This is a genomic window from Campylobacter australis, from assembly GCF_050586305.1.
Lineage (GTDB): Bacteria > Campylobacterota > Campylobacteria > Campylobacterales > Campylobacteraceae > Campylobacter_A.
This window is the reverse complement of record NZ_JAXUAA010000011.1, coordinates 1-16,583: the sequence shown is the minus strand read 5'-3', so window position 1 is coordinate 16,583 and position 16,583 is coordinate 1. Positions and strand designations below refer to the sequence as shown.

At 33.1% G+C, this 16,583-nt stretch carries 22 protein-coding genes; all 22 read right to left on the bottom strand.

Features of this window, described 5'->3' with window-relative positions; genetic code table 11:
- Positions 1-15 precede the first annotated feature (15 nt).
- Entirely contained in the window at positions 16-2,139 is a 2,124-nt protein-coding gene (locus tag U5B17_RS09290) for an MMPL family transporter (protein WP_430805072.1), read from the bottom strand.
- Positions 2,136-2,651, bottom strand: a complete 516-nt coding sequence (locus U5B17_RS09285) for a LolA family protein (protein ID WP_430805071.1) — start codon at positions 2,649-2,651, stop codon at positions 2,136-2,138. The genes U5B17_RS09290 and U5B17_RS09285 overlap by 4 nt, the downstream gene beginning before the upstream one ends.
- Positions 2,641-3,048: an acyl-CoA thioesterase gene (locus U5B17_RS09280; RefSeq protein WP_430805070.1), complete on the bottom strand. Its 408-nt coding sequence runs from the start codon at positions 3,046-3,048 to the stop codon at positions 2,641-2,643. Before U5B17_RS09280 ends, U5B17_RS09285 begins: the two co-directional genes overlap by 11 nt.
- A complete protein-coding gene (locus U5B17_RS09275) occupies positions 3,045-3,944 on the bottom strand; it encodes a lysophospholipid acyltransferase family protein (protein ID WP_430805069.1) in 900 nt (299 codons plus the stop codon). Before U5B17_RS09275 ends, U5B17_RS09280 begins: the two co-directional genes overlap by 4 nt.
- On the bottom strand, positions 3,937-4,647 hold the full coding sequence (locus tag U5B17_RS09270; protein WP_430805068.1) for a glycosyltransferase family 2 protein: 711 nt from the start codon (positions 4,645-4,647) through the stop codon (positions 3,937-3,939). Before U5B17_RS09270 ends, U5B17_RS09275 begins: the two co-directional genes overlap by 8 nt.
- Positions 4,635-6,140 (bottom strand): AMP-binding protein, encoded by a 1,506-nt coding sequence (locus tag U5B17_RS09265; RefSeq protein ID WP_430805067.1) that lies wholly within the window; start codon positions 6,138-6,140, stop codon positions 4,635-4,637. Before U5B17_RS09265 ends, U5B17_RS09270 begins: the two co-directional genes overlap by 13 nt.
- A gap of 492 nt (positions 6,141-6,632) precedes the next feature.
- Positions 6,633-6,881 carry an acyl carrier protein gene (locus U5B17_RS09260; RefSeq protein WP_430805066.1) on the bottom strand — a complete coding sequence of 83 codons (249 nt, stop codon included), beginning with the start codon at positions 6,879-6,881 and terminating at the stop codon, positions 6,633-6,635.
- The gene (locus U5B17_RS09255; RefSeq protein WP_430805065.1) at positions 6,874-7,125 is read right to left on the bottom strand and encodes a phosphopantetheine-binding protein; all 252 of its coding nucleotides are present in this window, start codon (positions 7,123-7,125) and stop codon (positions 6,874-6,876) included. The genes U5B17_RS09260 and U5B17_RS09255 overlap by 8 nt, the downstream gene beginning before the upstream one ends.
- Complete coding sequence (locus tag U5B17_RS09250; RefSeq protein ID WP_430805092.1) at positions 7,122-7,862, bottom strand: lysophospholipid acyltransferase family protein; 741 nt, start codon at positions 7,860-7,862, stop codon at positions 7,122-7,124. Before U5B17_RS09250 ends, U5B17_RS09255 begins: the two co-directional genes overlap by 4 nt.
- The gene (locus tag U5B17_RS09245) at positions 7,847-8,464 is read right to left on the bottom strand and encodes a beta-ketoacyl synthase chain length factor (protein WP_430805064.1); all 618 of its coding nucleotides are present in this window, start codon (positions 8,462-8,464) and stop codon (positions 7,847-7,849) included. The genes U5B17_RS09250 and U5B17_RS09245 overlap by 16 nt, the downstream gene beginning before the upstream one ends.
- Positions 8,461-8,916 carry an excinuclease ABC subunit A gene (locus tag U5B17_RS09240; RefSeq protein WP_430805063.1) on the bottom strand — a complete coding sequence of 152 codons (456 nt, stop codon included), beginning with the start codon at positions 8,914-8,916 and terminating at the stop codon, positions 8,461-8,463. Before U5B17_RS09240 ends, U5B17_RS09245 begins: the two co-directional genes overlap by 4 nt.
- Before the next feature lie 8 nt (positions 8,917-8,924).
- Positions 8,925-10,145 (bottom strand): beta-ketoacyl-ACP synthase, encoded by a 1,221-nt coding sequence (locus tag U5B17_RS09235; RefSeq protein ID WP_430805062.1) that lies wholly within the window; start codon positions 10,143-10,145, stop codon positions 8,925-8,927.
- On the bottom strand, positions 10,139-10,858 hold the full coding sequence (gene fabG / locus U5B17_RS09230; RefSeq protein WP_430805061.1) for a 3-oxoacyl-ACP reductase FabG: 720 nt from the start codon (positions 10,856-10,858) through the stop codon (positions 10,139-10,141). The genes U5B17_RS09235 and fabG overlap by 7 nt, the downstream gene beginning before the upstream one ends.
- Positions 10,851-11,282, bottom strand: coding sequence for a hotdog family protein (locus tag U5B17_RS09225; RefSeq protein WP_430805060.1), 432 nt, complete (start codon positions 11,280-11,282; stop codon positions 10,851-10,853). The genes fabG and U5B17_RS09225 overlap by 8 nt, the downstream gene beginning before the upstream one ends.
- Positions 11,279-12,409, bottom strand: a complete 1,131-nt coding sequence (locus U5B17_RS09220; RefSeq protein ID WP_430805059.1) for a beta-ketoacyl synthase N-terminal-like domain-containing protein — start codon at positions 12,407-12,409, stop codon at positions 11,279-11,281. Before U5B17_RS09220 ends, U5B17_RS09225 begins: the two co-directional genes overlap by 4 nt.
- Positions 12,399-12,755, bottom strand: a complete 357-nt coding sequence (locus U5B17_RS09215) for a hypothetical protein (protein ID WP_430805058.1) — start codon at positions 12,753-12,755, stop codon at positions 12,399-12,401. Before U5B17_RS09215 ends, U5B17_RS09220 begins: the two co-directional genes overlap by 11 nt.
- Positions 12,752-13,204 (bottom strand): NAD(P)/FAD-dependent oxidoreductase, encoded by a 453-nt coding sequence (locus tag U5B17_RS09210; protein WP_430805057.1) that lies wholly within the window; start codon positions 13,202-13,204, stop codon positions 12,752-12,754. Before U5B17_RS09210 ends, U5B17_RS09215 begins: the two co-directional genes overlap by 4 nt.
- Positions 13,198-13,821: an NAD(P)/FAD-dependent oxidoreductase gene (locus U5B17_RS09205; RefSeq protein WP_430805056.1), complete on the bottom strand. Its 624-nt coding sequence runs from the start codon at positions 13,819-13,821 to the stop codon at positions 13,198-13,200. Before U5B17_RS09205 ends, U5B17_RS09210 begins: the two co-directional genes overlap by 7 nt.
- Complete coding sequence (locus U5B17_RS09200; RefSeq protein ID WP_430805055.1) at positions 13,803-13,955, bottom strand: FAD-dependent monooxygenase; 153 nt, start codon at positions 13,953-13,955, stop codon at positions 13,803-13,805. Before U5B17_RS09200 ends, U5B17_RS09205 begins: the two co-directional genes overlap by 19 nt.
- Positions 13,915-14,442: a 4'-phosphopantetheinyl transferase family protein gene (locus tag U5B17_RS09195; RefSeq protein ID WP_430805054.1), complete on the bottom strand. Its 528-nt coding sequence runs from the start codon at positions 14,440-14,442 to the stop codon at positions 13,915-13,917. Before U5B17_RS09195 ends, U5B17_RS09200 begins: the two co-directional genes overlap by 41 nt.
- A 9-nt stretch (positions 14,443-14,451) precedes the next feature.
- Positions 14,452-15,624 carry a MalY/PatB family protein gene (locus U5B17_RS09190; RefSeq protein ID WP_430805053.1) on the bottom strand — a complete coding sequence of 391 codons (1,173 nt, stop codon included), beginning with the start codon at positions 15,622-15,624 and terminating at the stop codon, positions 14,452-14,454.
- 1 nt (position 15,625) lies between these two features.
- Positions 15,626-16,450, bottom strand: a complete 825-nt coding sequence (locus tag U5B17_RS09185) for a DUF3737 family protein (protein WP_430805052.1) — start codon at positions 16,448-16,450, stop codon at positions 15,626-15,628.
- Positions 16,451-16,583: the final 133 nt, after the last annotated feature.

Genomic DNA, 16,583 nt, shown 5'->3' with positions numbered 1-16,583 from the left:
GATGAGCAAACTAGCTCATCTTGATTTTTGGTAAGTTAAAGCGCAAGCAAACAGCATATTTAAAAATATAGCAAAACTAACACTGGCCCCAAAACTAAACACAGCATGAGTTGAGCTAAGCATTAACACTAAAAATGTTATCATGCTTGTTCCACAAGCAACTACTATCCCCAAAATTCTGCCTTTAACTTCACCATTTTTATATGCAAAAAGCAAGTAATCAACTCCAACAGCACTAGCTAAAATTGTCCCAAATATAACAAATATATTCATATCGCCAAATATGCAAAATAACCCAAGCGTCATTACGGCACTCACAAATGTTACACCGATCACAACGAGAGCCTTTTTAAGATCAAGGCAGATCCACAATATAACAAACGCAAGCAAAAAGGCATAAATTTTAAGAACTAAAGCATTTGCTTTAATAGCTGTAAAATTTTCATTCATAGATGTGGTAAGTTCAAAATACTGAGCATTATATCTTGATAAAATTTCATTAAATTTTTCATTTTTCTGCACTTTTGAAAGCAAGATAATGTCAGGATTATCAAAAAATAAGCTAAAATTTTTTAATATTTTAAACTCCTTTAGCTCACTTTGTGGCACTATCTCAAGCTTTAAAATCTCAGACTCAATGTCAAAACCATCAAACATAGCCAAATTTTGCCTATCTTTTAAAAGAGTAGCCAGCTTATCTTTTATATCCTGCTGTGTTTTTTCATCATTTATTAGTGCATAAAGGGAGTTGTGAGAGCCTATTAATAAGTTTTTATAAAGCTCTTTTAATAATCGCTCTTGAACTTCTGGTTTTGCCAAAATAAGCCTAAATTCATTCCCAACACCAGTTGTTTGTGATATTTTAATGCTTTGTTCAATGAGTTTGGTTGGCTGAGAAGCATAGTTTTTGATGTCATCTTGAAAATTACTCCTAAATATAACAAAAATTGAAGCAAAAGATAAAAAAACTAAAATAAACCAAAATGTTTTTTTGCTAAATTTTTTATAGATTTGCAAGGAAAATTGTTCAATACTATTTAAAAAAGATGTAAAAAATTTACCCTGATTAAAGGTTGTGCCATCTAATAATCTTGGCAATAAAAAATAACTCACACAAAATGCTCCGATCAATGCAAATATTGAAAATATAGCTATTTGATGTAAAAATCGCATAGGAGAAAATAAAAACAATAAATATCCGCTTGCTGTTACAAAAAGAGCAAGCAAAAATAGCCTAAAAACGCTTTTGATACTTGAGCTTTGTATTTTTTTGCCTATATTTAATCCAAGCCAACTGCAACTAAAATCAAGCATAAGCCCAACCAAACTAGTACTAATAACAATACTTAAAATGTGAATATCTTCTAAAAATAAAAAACAAGCACAAAGCCCTGATAAAAGACCAAAAATAGGGGCCAAAAATACAAAAAATATCTTTAAATTTCCAAAAGCAAGCAGTAAAAAAACTATACTTATTATGGTACCTATAATACCTATTTTTACACTCTCTATCTGTCCACTCTCTTTTCCAAAAGCCGCATATATAGCACCTGAACTAATTAGCACATCTTTGTCTTTTAGTTTATTATAAAATTTCAACAACAGCTTATCATCATATCCATTTTTAAGGGTCGCTTTTGCATATATAAAGGCACCATCTTTAGTCTTTAAAAACCCAGTCTGTGACTCTATATTTATATTTGAGTTTTGCAAAAATATGCTTGCGTTACTTGATAAATTAAAAAAATCATCTCTTGCATTAAGCGCTCTAGTACTTAATGGTGAATAAATTTGCTCAAGAGAATTTTGCAAAAACTCACTATCTATCTTACCTTTAAATAGTGCCAGTTTTGCTCTATTTAGCTCTTTCCTAAACCCCTCTATCTCATCAACTTTATATAAAAAGTCACTAAATATTTCAAACTCTCTAGCTAATTCAATAGCCATTTTAAGCGACTCTTCATTACTAAAAAGCATATTTACTTCATTTGCTAAATTTGTATTTAAAGTTTTAAAAATTTCACTTTTTTCACTATTTATAATAGTAAAAAGATCGCTATTTATTCTATCTTTTTGATTAAAAATATAGCCTAAAAAAACAATTGATAGAAGAAAAAATACAGCAAGTGTTTTTTTCATTTTACGCTAAATTCACTCTGAGTAATATCACCATTTGTCTCTGTAAGGCGTATTTTTTTAACATATTTATCGCCCCAAATTTCTATGTTTTTAAAGATTTTAGACACTATAAATCCTTTTGGAGTAAGCTCAAGTTTCCAATCATCTTTATCACCACTTAAACTTGTCTCAAATTCCTTTTTAAGCGCAGCCGCATCTATATTTATTAGACTTAGAAAGATCTGTAAGTCAATAGCTCTCTCATTTTTTATCCAATCCCCATTTTTCAGGATAAAAACACCATTTTTATCCACTTTTGTGCTGTTTTTTATAGGCTTAGTTGTATTTAAAATAAACTCTTCATCTTTTAATAAAAACTCGCCACTACTTGTAATATTTTTTTCAAAACCAAGAATGCTTTTTGTTTGATTAAAATCACCTAAAATATCGCCTTTTAAAAATTTTGCAAGCTCATCTACATCAAAACAAAAAGCAAAACAATATGTTAAAAACAGAAAAATTTTATATTTCATACTTCACCCTTAAAGCATTTAAAAAATTGGTTGGAATTTCAAAAAGTGTTATCATCTTCTCATAATCCACATAAGCTTGTACTGTCTTTGCCTTACAAATAAGCTCGCTATCTTTATAAATTTCATATCTTAAATTTAAAGTCGTAACATAATCATCAACAAATAACTTCACACTCAAAACATCTGTAAATCTAGCTGGTTTGATAAATTTAAACTCCATTTTTATAACTGGCAAAACGATCTTATCAGATCTAAATGAATTATAGTCATAACCAAGATATGATAAAAAAGCACATCTTGTAGTTTCTAAAAATTTAGCGTAGTTACCGTGATAAACAACATCCATACTATCAACATCATAAAATTCAACCTTAACTTCATAGGTAAAATCTATCATCTCTTAACCTGCCAAAAATCATAAAAATTAAAAAAATAGTGCGGATATCGCTCACACATTTGCTCCAAACTCCTAACATATCTTAAAAGATAAGGCTTTACGCTTGTTTCTTTATCTCTTCCTAGGCTTACCTCATCTGCTATATGCAAAAAACTGATATGATAAATGTCATCACTTTTAAAAGTAAAAAATGTACTAACTTTTGTTTTAAGCAATCCAGCCAAGATAAAAGCACCCATTGGAAACTCGCACTCTTTGCCCAAAAATGACACACTCACAGACTTTGTTCCGCTAATATTTACACGATCACCCATAATACCAATATGCCCACCTTGATCAATTATCTCTTTTATTTTTATCATAGCACCCACATCAAGCTCATCTACCTCAAGTACCTTAACTGGGGTTTTACTAACTTCATTTAAAATTTTAAAAAACTCGCTTGAATGCTTTGTATACATAAGTATAGTGATATCAAGCCATTCAAGCTCACTTGAAAGTGTGCGGGCTATATCGATGTTGCCAAAATGACTTACCACCAAAATCCGTCCACGACTTTGAGATACAAACTCTTTTTTAATCGCATTAATATCAACGATATTTATATCATTTAGCTTAATTTTACCAAGCCAAGCTTTAAACTTATCACAAATACTCATCGCAAATTCATAAAAATTCCAAAAAGCACTGCGTACGCTGATGCCTCTTTGTTTAAGCAAAGATAGATAAAATTTAATGTTGTCTCGTTCGTTTTTACAAAATATATAATATATAAAACTAACACAAAAAACTATAGGTTTGAGTACAAAATTTGGCACAAATGTAACTAACAATAGCGTAAGTTTTAACAAAAACTTGCCTCCACGCTCATTTTGTTGCCACCACATTTTAGCCATTTAAAAACCTTTTTAAGATAAATTTTGGCAAAGCAAAAAAATGTATAGCATGAGTTTTAGATATAAGTACATTATCTCTAAAAGCTTTAAAATGTGAAATACCGTCATTCTTATAACAAACCAAAACATCAAGCCACAAAGGGCTCACTCCATTTTTATAGAGCAAATACATAATCTCGATATCAAAGTCCATTCTATTGGCTCTACACTTTTGCAAAAGCTCGCAAGTAATATCAACAGGATAAATACGCAGTCCGCACATAGCATCTTTTATATTAAAGCCAAGAGTGTTTATAGCTACCCAAAAATTTGTTATTTTTCTTCCGTAAAGTCTTGATTTTGGAGCATCGCTACCATAAACTGGAGCACCGCAGATAAGTGCTTTTGGATTTTGCATACTAAGCTCTATAAAGTCTTGCAAATTTGTAAGATCGTGCTGCATATCAGCGTCGATTTGAAATGCGTGAGTAAATCCATTTTGTTTTAAATAAAAAAAGCCATCTTTTAGTGCTGCTCCCTTTCCGCCATTGCTATCGCGATAGATGACTTTGGCATTTAAACAAGCTAACTTTTGCCTATGAAACTCACTAGAGCCATCATCAATTATTAAAATTTCAGCTTTAAATTTTAATAAAATATCTACTAAAAGTTCTATTTTTTCACTATGATTAAAGTGTGGTATAATAAAAGCTAACCTATACATATTCGTCCACTTGCACAAATTTTTTCACCATTATTGATACTAAAATATAGCTTCTCATTTTTTATCCAAAGCTCAAAAATCGCCTTATCATTTGGACGCAAAAAGCCGCTAAATTTAACAGCTTCTATCATCTTTGCTTGAGTTAAGTTAATATTTAAAGCTCCTGCTAACTTTTGTATACACTCAAGCTGTATAAAGCCTGGCACTAAGGCAAAATCAACAAAATGGCCGTCAAAATAAAATAATGACGGCTTAATATCCGCACTAAAAACCGCCCTATCTTGGCTTAAAGAAATTTGTATAAACTCAAATGTTTCATTGTGTTTTAAAAGTTTATAAAAATCTTGTTTTTGTATCTTACCTTGTGAGTTTTTTGGTATTTTAGAGACTATTTTAAAATGTCTTACATTGTTTTGATATTCATCTTTAAGATGTAATTTTAAAGCATCACAAACGCCTTTTTTGCCGTATTCTCTAAAATTTTGACTGCCAAGCTCACTAAGGACGAAAACAACACTTATACGATCTGCTTTAGCATCACTAAGTCCGCAAATACACTCATCAACAAACTCATGTGCTCTTATCAACGCCTCAAGCGCATCTAGGCTTATTCGTTTTTCATTTATCTTTAAAATTCTATCAAATCTACCTAAAAGCTCGATATTTTGCCCATCAATTTTTGCGACATCAGAAGTTACAAAATACTCACACCAAGGTGATGATTTTACAACAAGGCAACTTTTCTCATCCACTGTGACACTAACACCATCAAAACTACTAAGCCCGCTACCGTTATCGATTGCCACAACACCAGTTTCAGTACTACCATAGATATTTATATAAGAAGTTAGTGTTTTTAGCTCTCTTGCTAAGTCTTGTTCTAGTTTTGCGCCAGCACATATGATATTTTTTAAATCTTTTAGTTTTGTTCGTTTTGGACTTTGAAGTAGTGCTTTTAAAAGAGTTGGAGAGCTGATTAATGTTTTATTTTTTAGATCTTTTTCATATATAAACTCGGGATAATTTAAAAACTTAGGCTCGATCTTTACTCCAAGCACGAGTGGTAAAAAAATTTTAAATGTAAGTCCAAACATATGCTGATGGCTTACGCTTGCTAAAAACTCATCTCCAAATTTTATATTATTAGCAAGTGCTAGCGCCTCTTTTTTCATTTGTAAGAGAGTTTTTTGTATAAGCTTTGCCTCTCCACTGCTTCCGGATGTTTTTAGATAAAATATAGCATCATCTTTTAGCTCAAACTCTAAACCATCTTTGGATAAAATTTTATTTAAATCATTAATAAAATATGCTCCATCTTGAGCTAAGTTTGTGCTTAGTACAAGTGGTTTTAGATCAAGAGCTAGAGCTGCAAAAAAAGCTATTATAAACTCATCACTATCCTCTATATAAATTTCTATATTTTTAGGCTTTTCATCATTTAAAAACCTAACTGCCCTTGATATTTTATCGTTATATTTTTCAAGATTTATCATACCTTTAAAACATATCTCCTATATAAAATTTCTCCAAAAAATAAAATAGCAATTAACGCATACGAGATAACACCACAATAAAAAGCCCATATACTTTTATCTTTTAAAAGCGCAAAAATTAGCGATAAAGCGGCATTAAAAACAAAAAAATAGATCCAAATTTTAGTTAATTTTCTTGTATAGTTTATGCCATTTTCATCTAAATTTGGCTCCTTTAAAAGAGCTATTCGTGTTATGATTGGGGTTGATTTTAGACTAATTAAAAAAGTAAAAAACAGACCCAAATTTATTAAAACAGGATAGGCAAATTTTAATGAGCTAACAAAAAAAGTAAAAATAAAAAAAATTGCTACAAAAATAGCAAATCTCTGTCTCTCAAAAAAATATCTCACACCCCATAAAATGCAAAGAGTAGCCACAATGATATGGCTATACTCTAGCACAAAAACTATCGTAAATGGATAAAAAATACTAACGATAATAAGTGCAAATTTAGCTATTTTCAAGCTTTTTTGCTACCGCTTTTACTATATCATCAATAGTTTTTACAGCCTTAAAATCCTCTGGCTCTAAACGATAACCTGTTTTTTTCTTTATATGATCAACCAAATCAACAGCATCTATACTATCTATCTCAAGCTCTTCATATATCAAACTTTCTGGACTTATCTTTGTTTCATCTATCTCAAACAATGTTATAAGTGCGTTTTTTAAAATTTCATATATCTCTTTTTCAGACATTTTTATTCTCCTTTATAAACTCAGCCAAATTTCTTACATTTGAAAAAATCTGCTTTAAATTTTCATTCTTACTATCAAGCACTATGCCATACTTTTTTTGGATAGCTAAGCCAAGTTCAAGCGCATCCACACTATCAAGACCTAGTCCATCATTAAAAAGTGGCGCATCTGTATCGATATCGCTGACACGAATATCTGACAGATTAAGACTTTTTATAATAAATTCCTTAACTTCATCTATCATTTTAACTCCTTATAAATTTCTAAAATTTCTTGCATTAAAAGCCTTACGCGTACCGGATCAGCTCTATTTTGGTTAAAGCTAGCGATAGTTATGCTTGACTTTTTGATAAATTCATATTTTATCGTTTTTTGAGCGACATTGTACCATTTTTCATTTTTTCTAAGACTGCGCGGCTGCATATTTATAATAACTGGGGTTATAATCTTTGCCGCTTTAATAGCTATAAAAAATGGCGCCTTGTGAAATAAAATTTCATCTTTTGTGCGAGTTCCTTCAGGGAAAATCAACAAACTTTCTCCATTTTTCAGGGAATTTAAACTGTTTTGTAAAAGCTTTTCATTATCTTTATTTGAGATATATCCGCATGCTTTTATGGCAAATGCTAAAAAGATATTTGAACCAAGCTCAGCCTTTACAACACAGTTTAAATTCTTAACGCTGCTTAGAAAAAATACAACATCAAGTAGTGATGGATGATTTGCTATTAATAATTCGCCATTACATCCAAGCCCCAAAGGATCAAACTCAAGCTTTAAATAACCCGTAAAGATACAAATCTTAATAAAAAGTCCCCAAGAAATTCTAACAAGCTCTCTACATGACATTCTTACACAAGCAATTTTATTTAGTCCAAGCAGTACAACAATGATAAAAATAAAATCGCCACATAAGCAAATAAACCCAAAGGTAATATACAAAAATGCAGCCCTAATAACCCTTGCTATATTTTTTGCCACTTCCAAGTTAGGGCTCCATCGCTTGTTGTCCAAGAGGTATTTTTGTTAAAATTTTTAAAAACATTTAATTCACTAATCTCAAAAGGCTTATCGCTTGGCTCAAATGAAAGCACATACTCATCACCTTTTGTTATAGAAGCTGCAATTGCTATACAAAACGGATCACTCTTAAAATAGTCCTTATTAACACCTTCAAAATAACTAATAACTATAGCCTTATCAAATTTCAAAGCATTTAAGATGCCATATTCAAAACTTGCAGGTGCCGAAATAGCTAAAATTTCATTATGGTTTTTATCTTCTATACTAAGCAAAGCCGCAACAGCATTTAAGACAGAAAGACTAAAAGATGTTGGCGATACCTCATCTTTTAGTGTGCTTAATAGGTCAAAACAACGATTTATCTCACCAAGATAGGAGCTAAAAACTATCGGCTGATCTAAATCTAAATCAGCAGTAGCACCAAATGAAAATTTAGCACACTGACTAAGTCTGCGTCTTGCTAATGGCGCAACACGCAAAACATTAGCCTCACAATCTTTCTCAAGCCCCAAAGTAAGTATATTTAACTGCTTTATGTTAAAGCTAGCTACTTGTTTCACTTTGCGATATCACCTTTTAATGCAACACCAACCATAATGTTTCCAACCGCACATTCAAACTCGGTTTTGCTGTTAAGCTCTTTCTTTTTAAAGTAACTTACTAAATTTATAGCCTTACTTCCGCTCTCGCTTTTTGCGCGTTCTTGAAATGTTATAAGCGCTGACACAAAAGCTCTCTGGCAAGCTATAACATCATCTTTTCCAACACCATTTGTCTTTTTGTTTGCGACAAGGTTTTTTCTTATGATATCACCATTTGCTCCGCTACCAAATACAAATTTTACACTTCCATCAAGCTTTTGTTTTGCAAGATCAGAGTTTAAGGCGTCTTGTATCGAAAGGCGCATGATGTCATTAGAGCCATCTTTTGCAACAACAGGATGTTTTGGGTCGTTTTTAGCACAACCAACAACAAATAATGCACATAGTGCAATAAATATAATTTTTTTCATATTTTCCCTTAAAATTGGTCTATTTTTTTAAATATCAAGCTTGTATTAACTCCACCAAAAGCAAAGTTATTACTCATAATAAAATCTGTTTTGATATTTGTTTTTTCCTTTAAATATTTTAAATTTGCACACTCACTATCTACATTTTTTAAATTTAAAGTCGGATAAAACTCCTCTTCATTCATCATAAATATACTAACTATAGCCTCAAGCGCCCCGCACGCACCAAGAGTATGTCCTACATGCCCCTTTAGTGAACTGATCGATATATTTTGACCAAAAAGTTCATTTGTAGCTATACTCTCGGCTATATCGCCATGTTTTGTTGCCGTTGCGTGAGCATTTATATAACCTATGTCTTTTGGTAAAATTTTAGCATCCTTTAAAGCAAGTACCATAGCCTCTTTCATAGTCGTTGCGTTTGGTCTAGTTATGTGAGTTCCATCACAGTTTGAGCCAAAGCCTACTATCTCAGCTATAGGCTTTACTTTGCGCTTTTTTAGACTAGCTTCACTCTCTAAAATAATATATGCGCCGCCCTCACCAAGAACCAATCCATCTCTTGCTTTATCAAATGGTGCTGGTGTTGTTTTTGGGGCACTGTTTTTAGTGCTTGTGGCGTAAAGGGTATCAAAAACATATGCTTCGCTTACACAAAGCTCCTCTGCTCCGCCTGCTATCATTGCCTCACACATTCCATATTTTATACTCTCATAAGCATACCCTATAGCGTGAGATGCGGATGTACAAGCGCTTGATGTTGGAATAATGCGACCTGTTAGCTTGTAAAAAAGTGCTATATTTGCAGCTGTTGTGTGAGGCATCATTTTTATGTATGTATTTGCGTTTGCATCACTTTCACCGTGTAAAATTAATTTTGCCATAGAAGCTATGGCATCGGTACTTCCAGTGCTTGAACCACTTGCGACACCAAAACTTGAAATTTCATCAAAACACAATCCAGCATCTTTTATCGCAAGTCCAGCCGCTTCAACAGCATAACAAGATACACGACCAAGGCTTCTAAGCTGCTTTCTATCCCACTCTTTTGGCGGCAAATATCCTTCAATAGGAGCTGCTAACTTTGTTGTCAAGTCCTTAAATTTATCCCATTCATCCATATATTTAACCGCACTATTTGATAAGTCCAAATTTGCTTTAAATTCCTGCCAACTTTTACCAAAAGCACTTACAAAACCATAACCAGTTACAAAAACCCTATTTAGCATAATCCACCATTTACACCTATAACTTGTCTAGTGATATAGCTTGCACTATCACTAAGCAAAAACTCAACAACACCGCTTACCTCATCAACTCTACCAGCACGCCTTGCAGGAACTGCAAATTTTATAAAATCCTCATTTATTTCACTTGTCATATCTGTTTGTATAACTCCACAAGCAATAGAATTTACAGTTATATTTCTACTTGCAAGCTCAATAGCTAAACTTTTAATAGCCGCATCAAGACCACCTTTACTAGCAGCGTAATTACTTTGTCCACGGTTTCCCATAACTCCACTTACAGAGCTAATGGCAACTATACGGCCTGGTCTTTTAAGTCTAATCATAGGCATTAATGCAGGATGTAAAACATTATAAAAACTATGCAAATTTACATTAATTACATCTTTCCACTCATCATCGCTAAGAGCAACAAATGTATTATCAGAGATAATACCAGCATTTAAAACAACACCATAATAAGCGCCGTTTTGCTCTATATCGTTGGTAATTTGCTCTTTCGCGGCCACAGTATCGCTTACATCAAAAATCAGCTCAGCACTAAAATTTTTGCCAAGCTCAGTCTTTAAATGCTCCAGTTCATCACTTTTTCGCCTAGCATTACAAACTATCTTATATCCAGCTTTTGCCAAACAAAGAGCAATTCCCCTGCCAATACCACGCGAACAACCTGTAATCAAAACTCTTTTATCCATTTTTTATCTCCAAAAACATCTGCTTTTGTGGGCTTAAAACACTTAAAGTAGCTTTAGCGACTAAATTTTTCTTAACAAATATTTGCGAACCCCAAACACCAAAACCACTCTCATCTTGCATAGAAATTTGTGAGTTTATCGTAAGCTCATCGCCAATATTTAAAAAAGGTGTTAAAATTTCAAATTCCCTAACACCAAGCAAAAAGCCCAATGCAAAGTCATCTTTAGCATACGCACCTTTAAAAGCTCCAAGGCTTTGCGCCATAATTTCAACGGTTTTATATGTATAAAATACACCATTATCTAAAAAAGCATTATCCTCCTTTATAATACTTTTTGTGATTATAAAATTCTCACCTACAGACTCTATCTTGTCTATTAATACCATTTTACCAGTATGTGGAAGTTTAATATTAAAACTCATACGCGCTCCAAAATCATAGCTGCATTATCTCCGCCAAATGCAAAAGATAAGTTCAAACAGCTCCTAATCTCTTTTTTAATACTTGTTGTAGCCAAATTTATCTTTGGAAGCGTGGTGTCTAGCTCATTTAATATCTGCATAGGCGCAATGGAGTTTTGCATAGCAAGAATGCACACAGCAGTCTCAACTGCGCCAGCTGCACCCAAAGTGTGCCCTATATTTGCTTTTATGCCACTTGCAAGGGTATTTGGCAAGGTTAAATTTATAGCCTTTGCCTCCATAGAGTCATTTGCCAATGTTCCAGTTGCATGAAGATTTATATAATCCACATTCCCTAGCTTGGCTTTATTTAAAAGCGAGTCAATAAGCAAACTTTGCTCTCTGGCTTCAGGGTTTGGCTGAGTAATATGAAAAGCATCACAGTTTGCACCGATCGCACTTAGCTTATAGTCATAAATTTCATCTTTACACATTATAAAACACGCTGCCGCTTCGCCGATATTTATACCCTCTCTATCCTTATCAAAAGGCATACTTGGCTGATCCCAAAGCACTCCAAGAGAGTTAAAACCATGCAAGGTTAGAGAATTTAGACTATCAACTCCACCACAAACCACAGCATCACAAATACCAAGATCAATAAAATTTTTTGCACAGGCAAAAGCCTTTACACCAGAAGTACAAGCAGTAGAAACTCCAAAGCAAATCCCCTTTAGTCCTAAAAATTTGCGCGCAAATTCTGCTGGATTAGAAAGTGAGTTTTTATCTAAAACGATCTTTTTTGAGTCAAAGTCCTTGCCCTTAAAAGCTTCGTAATTCTCCTCAACTCCTGTCGTAGTTGTTCCTATAACAACACCTATGCGACTGGTACCATAAATTCTAACAAGCTTATCTATCTCGCTTTGTAGGGGCAAAAGTACTGATAGTAAGATTTGGTTCGTTCTTGTTTTATATCTTTGCTCTGTATTTTTACCAAACTCAGCGAGTTTAAAATTTATGCGACCAACAAGCATATTTTTACCCAAAAAACTCTCATACACGAGAGATCTTTTACCATTTACGCAGGCTAAAAAAAGGTCGTTTTCATTTCCAAAAGGGCTAATAACTCGTGGCAAACTAATATACAAGAGCAACCCCGTAGCTATCTTGAGTGGTTTTTACTTGTGCTTTTTTTGCATTAGCTTTTAAAATTTCTAAAATACCTAAAAAAAGCTGGTCATGTTCGCCATTTGGAGGCAAAAACTTAACACTTTTAAATCTACCATCCCTAAGTTCTTTATCTGACACCGGCACACCAAAAGAGTTAAACATCACAAAACGATAGATACCATCTTGGTTGCTTACCACAAGTCTATTTTCATCGCTTTTACTTGTTATGATAAATTCTTTTTGGGTAAAGCTTAGTTCTGGTGTATTTATCTTTTGAGTACATCCAGCAAAAAATATAGCAAGACAAACTAGCCAAAATTTCACTTACAATACTCCCAAAGTGCCCTTAAAGCTTCATCACTACGCCTTACATAAACATTATTTTCATCCCAGGCATATCCTGCGAGTATTGAGCTTATGTTGCGTTTTATCTGATGGTTTTTGCCATTATATATAATATCTTGAAAACTGCAATCATACCAGCCATCAACATAAGTCCTAAATGCATTAATACCAAACATCAAAGGCTTTGCATACTCTTCTTCAAGGTCGCACTCTCGGTTTTTTAAAATTTTACAAAGACATTTTGCCGCAAGAGAAGCAGAGTGCATAGCTATAGTAACACCTGAGCTAAAAACTGGATCTAAAAACTCAGTCGCATTACCAAGCATTATAAAGCGCTCTCCATAAAGCTTACTCACATTTTTTGAATACCCCTCAATATATCTAGCGGGCGTATCCCAAACAGCATCTTTTAGTAAGCGCTTTAACATGGGTGCCTTATAAACATGTTTTTTAGCGTTTCAAGCTCATCAAGCCCTTTGCATTTTATATACTCATCTTCGCCAACCACACCTATGCTACATCTTCCGTTGCTAAACGGGATAAGCCAAAACCAAACATTTCTATACTCTGGATGAGTTGTGATGAGAATTTTATTTCTATCGTAAAGTGGTTCTGAAATTTTATCTGCTATATGGGTAAAATATGCTTTTTTAGGGCTTAAATGACTCTTTACTTCAAGTCCGAGCATCGATGGCAAAACTCTTGAGTATCCACTAGCATCAACTATATATTTTGAACGAACGAGCTCGCCATTACTAAGCGTTGTTAAAACACATTCTGGCTTAAACTCAATACCTTTGGCCTCAATACCAAAATCTACCAACACGCCTTGTTTTATAGCTTCATCTATCAATATCTTATCAAATTCGCCACGCACAACTTGAAATGTCGTACCATGCCTAGATGTAGTCTTGTCACAAAAATCAAAATATCTATACTCATCATTCCAACTAAATGCTGCACCATTTTTATACTGAAATCCATAAGAATTCACTGCTTCTAAAAAGCCAGCTTCTTGAATATAGTTCATACGGTTTGGCAACAAGTTTCACCTATTACAAAGCGTGGAAAATGCTCTTTCTCAACACAGTAAACTTTAAAACCATTTTTATTTAAAATAGCACCACAAATCGAACCGCTAGGACCAGCCCCAACAACTAAAACATCCACCTCTTTCACGAAATTTCCTTGTGATTATTGTTATTAAAAAATCATCAAATTTTATAAAATAGGTATCTATTATACTTAAAGTTTCATTAAAATTCACTGATTTTATGTAAGTAAAATCTAATCTTTTAAACTTTATATAAGCTTCTTTTAGTGTAAAAATTTTATAAAATGTAAGCTTTTGATCCTTGGAATTTAGTACGATTTTTCTCTCATCATCACTAAAACAAAAGTCCATAATAGCGCTGAAATTTCTCTCTTTTAGCTCTTCTACATCAACACCGATTTTGCCTTTAAATTTTGCAATAACACAGAAATTTTTCTTATGCGAGATACAGATATTATCTTTAAGCTTGTATTTATATTTAATGTAACGAGAAAGCATAAAAGATTGAGAATTTTTAAGACTAGGAGTTTTTTTGACTCTGCGACGATCTTTGGGATAAAGTCTAAAATTTCGTTCAAATTTTTTTGCTATAAAAAGCTCAATCTTTCTCATATTATATTATTAACTATAGTATTTTGTTTTATTAAAAGCCAAAATTCCAGCCTTTAACCTTTTTAGTCCTTCAAGAAGAGTAGCTTTTGGACAAGCGATATTCATACGCAAAAAACTTCCATTAGGGCGATAAATGTTACCATCATTTAACCAAAGCTTTGCATTTACAAGCAAAAATCTTTGTAAATTTGTGGAATTTTCACAAATTTGCGAGCAATCAAGCCAAAGCAAGTATGTTGCCTCACTTTTTACAAGAGTTATACCTAAGTTTTCATTTTGTAAAAACTTACTCACAATGCGTTTATTCTCAAATATATAAGCCCTTAGCTTCTCAAGCCACTCATCGCACTTTGTGTAAGCCGTGATAGTCGCAAGTGCGGCAAATGCATTACCCTCCCCCACTTCGTCGTAATTTATAGCTGCTGCCATCTTTTGGCGCAAAAGCTCATTTGGCACTATAACACTTGCGGTTTGAATACCAGCTATATTAAAGGTTTTTGTAGGAGCTACGCAGGTAATGCTTAAGTTTTTACAAATTTCACTGGCTGCGGCAAACGGAGTGTAGTGCTTTTTAGGATCAGCCAGATCGCAGTGAATCTCATCTGAAATAACTATAACACCGTACTTTTTGCAAAGCTCACCTATTTTAGCCAGCTCATCTTTACTCCAAATTTTGCCGACTGGATTATGTGGATTACAAAGAATAAAAAGCGTTGTAAGCGGCTGCGCAAGTTTATTTTCAAGGTCATTAAAGTCGATTTTATACTCACCATTTTCGTAAATAAGCTCACTTGCAAGTACATTTCTGCCATTATTTTTTATACAGTTAAAAAACACATGATAAACTGGAGTTTGAACTAAAACACTATCGCCTGGCGATGTAAAACGACGCACAGATGTTGAAAGTGCTGGTATAACGCCTGTGCAAAATATAAAATCCCTCTCATCAAATTCAGCCGCATGTCTACGAGACCACCACTCTTTTTGAACACTTGCCCACTCTTTTGGTGTTCTTGTATAGCCTAGTATGGCATTTTCAAGACGACTTTGAAGTGCATCCAATATAGGCTGTGGAGCACGAAAATCCATATCCGCAACCCACATAGGAAGCACATCAGGCTCGCAACTATATTTGCTTGAGTTTGTATTGCTTCTATCTATTATCTCATCAAAATTTATCATCTTATCCCTTTATGATCTTAACTTTACTTAGCTCATCCATTATGCATTCACCGATATTTTTTGCTTTTATTGTGCCAGAAATTGGGTTTAAAATACTTGAAATTTCGCCATCTATTTGTGCATCTACGCTTGAGTATTCAAATGCAAGTGTGGTGCTTGGTGTTTGGCAGTTTATAAGCTTTAAGTTTTTAATATAACACAGCGCTTGAATACTTTCTATCACACAGTTTTCAAAGCTTAAATTTTCGCTATTCCAGCCTATATATTCGCCACTTATATAGCTGTCTTTCACAATGACATTTTTGCAATTCCAAAAGGCATCTTTTGAAATAATTTTCGAGTTTGTGATAACTAAATTTTCACAACCATCAAAACTATAATTACCATACAAACTTAAATTTTCTACTGTCATATTTTTACTATTCATAGCAAAATATTCGCCCTTTGCAACAACATTTTGTAATGAAATTTCATCACAGTTCCAAAGTGTTTCACTGGCATTAATTAGGTTTGTGTTTTTAAGCGTTATATTTTTTGACCTACGAAAAATTTTAGGCGCTAAAATCATACAGTTTTCAAATAAAATTTCACTACTATACCACACTCCAGCACGAGCCATTTCAAATAAAGTGCATTCAGTTAGACTAATATTTTTTGAATACCAAATGGGGTATTTGTATTTAAAATTTGAGTGGATTAAGTTGATGTTTTGTGAGTGCTTTAGTGGCGACTCGCCATCTTCAAAAGAGCAGTTAGATATATCTAAATTGCTTACTTTAAAAAGTGCTCTTTCATTACTAAATTTTTGAAAATTCAACTCTTGCATGCATACTCTCCTTTTTATTTAGTATTATAGTGAAAATATGCACACAGGTGTTAGAAATATTTTAAATTTATTATAAAATGCTATAAAATCTGAAGTTAAAAAGCTTGACTAAAACTAGTCAAGCTTTTTTAAA